Raw genomic sequence first — 1606 nt, 5'->3', positions numbered from 1 at the left:
CTGCTGGCGCTGCTGCTGCTGGCCGTCTTCGCACTGCCCGACGCCGGGCTGCTGATGCCGCTGACCACCACGGTCATCGTCGTGCTCACCGTCTACGAGGCGGCGTACGTGGCCGAGGCGGTGCGCAGCGGGATCAACACCGTCGCGTCCGGGCAGGTCGAGGCCGCCCGGGCGCTGGGGCTGCGGCTGTCGCAGACGCTGCGGCACGTCGTCGTCCCGCAGGCGGTGCGCGCCGTCGTCCAGCCGCTGGGCAACGTGATGATCGCGCTGCTGATGAACACCGCCCTGGCCGCCACGGTCGGCGTGGTCGAGCTGACCTCCGCGACGAACAAGGTGAACCTGGTCGCGGCCCAGCCGATCCCGATCTTCACCGCCGCCGGCCTCACGTACATGGCGCTCGCGCTGGCCATCGGGCTGGCCGCCGGGCGGATCGAGAAGAAGGTGGCGATCCACCGATGAGCCACAGCGGTGCGTTCCTCTACGACGGCCCCGGGCCCCGCGCCCGGCGGCGGATCCTGCTCGGCTCGGTGGTCAGCGCCCTGGTGCTGGCCGGTGTGTTCGCGCTCGCGCTGGTGCAGTTCGGCCGGACCGGGCAGCTGGACGCCGACCGGTGGACGCCGTTCCTCGACTGGCCGATCTGGTCCTACCTGCTGGTCGGGCTGCGCGGCACCGCGCTGGCGGCCGCGCTGGTCGCCGTCCTGGCCGGGGCGTTCGGGGTGCTGCTGGCCATCGGGCGGCTCTCGCAGAACCGGCCGCTGCGCTGGCTGTGCACCGGCTACATCGAGGTGGCCCGCACCCTCCCGGTGCTGCTGCTGATCTACCTCATGCTCTTCGGGCTCCCGGCCTACGGGATCAACCTGCCGGTGCTCTGGAAGCTCGTCGTGCCGCTGACCATCGCCAACGCCGCGGTGGTCGCCGAGATCGTCCGGGCCGGGGTCCTCGCCCTGCCGCGTGGGCAGACCGAGGCGGCGCTGAGCCTGGGCATCCGGCGCAGCCAGGCGATGCGGTTCGTCGTCCTGCCCCAGGCGCTGCGGCACGTGACGCCGTCGCTGGTCACCCAGCTGGTGAGCCTGATCAAGGACACGTCGCTGGGCTACGTCGTCGCCTTCACCGAGCTGCTGTACCGAGCCCAGGTGCTCAGCGCCTACAACCGGCTGCTCATCCAGACCTTCCTCGTCGTGGCGCTCATCTACCTGGTGTTCAACGGCGCCCTGTCCTACCTGGCCGCACGGCTGCGCACCCGGGTCCGTCGCCAGGTGGCGCCGCCGTCCGGGCCCGCCGAGCAGGCCGCCGATCGTGAACTGGAGACCCCCGTTGTCCGCTGAACTGGCCGTGGTCCGCCGCTCGGGGCTGGTGGAGAGCCGGCACCTCGGCTCGCTGCTCGCCCTGGACGCCGACGGCTCCGTCGCGCTGTCCCTCGGCGACCCCGACGCCACGATCCTGCCGCGCTCCACCACCAAGCCGCTGCAGGCGCTGGCCTGCCTGACCGCCGGCGCCCCGCTGACCGGGCCGGAGCTGGCGATCGCCGCCGGCAGCCACACCGGCGAGGACGCGCACGTCGACGTCGTGCGCCGGCTGCTGGAGCGGGCCGGGCTGGAGGAGGCGG

3 protein-coding genes are annotated in these 1606 nt (G+C 73.2%); all 3 read left to right on the top strand.

Annotated elements, in window-relative coordinates; all coding sequences use genetic code 11:
• The coding region (locus G5C62_RS26950; protein ID WP_164703404.1) for an ABC transporter permease subunit at positions 1–459 on the top strand (459 nt) is incomplete at its 5' end.
• Entirely contained in the window at positions 456–1325 is an 870-nt protein-coding gene (locus tag G5C62_RS26945; protein WP_164703403.1) for an amino acid ABC transporter permease, read from the top strand. The genes G5C62_RS26950 and G5C62_RS26945, both read left to right, overlap by 4 nt.
• The coding region (locus G5C62_RS26940; protein WP_206330901.1) for an asparaginase at positions 1315–1606 on the top strand (292 nt) is incomplete at its 3' end. The genes G5C62_RS26945 and G5C62_RS26940, both read left to right, overlap by 11 nt.

The sequence above is a fragment of the Modestobacter sp. KNN46-3 genome (genome assembly GCF_011039295.1).
This window is presented reverse-complemented; position numbering and strand designations above follow the sequence as displayed.

Coding starts and splice junctions, on each gene's coding strand:
- G5C62_RS26945 (WP_164703403.1), top strand. CDS start 456: ATGAGCCACAGCGGTGCGTTCCTCTACGACGGCCCCGGGCCCCGCGCC.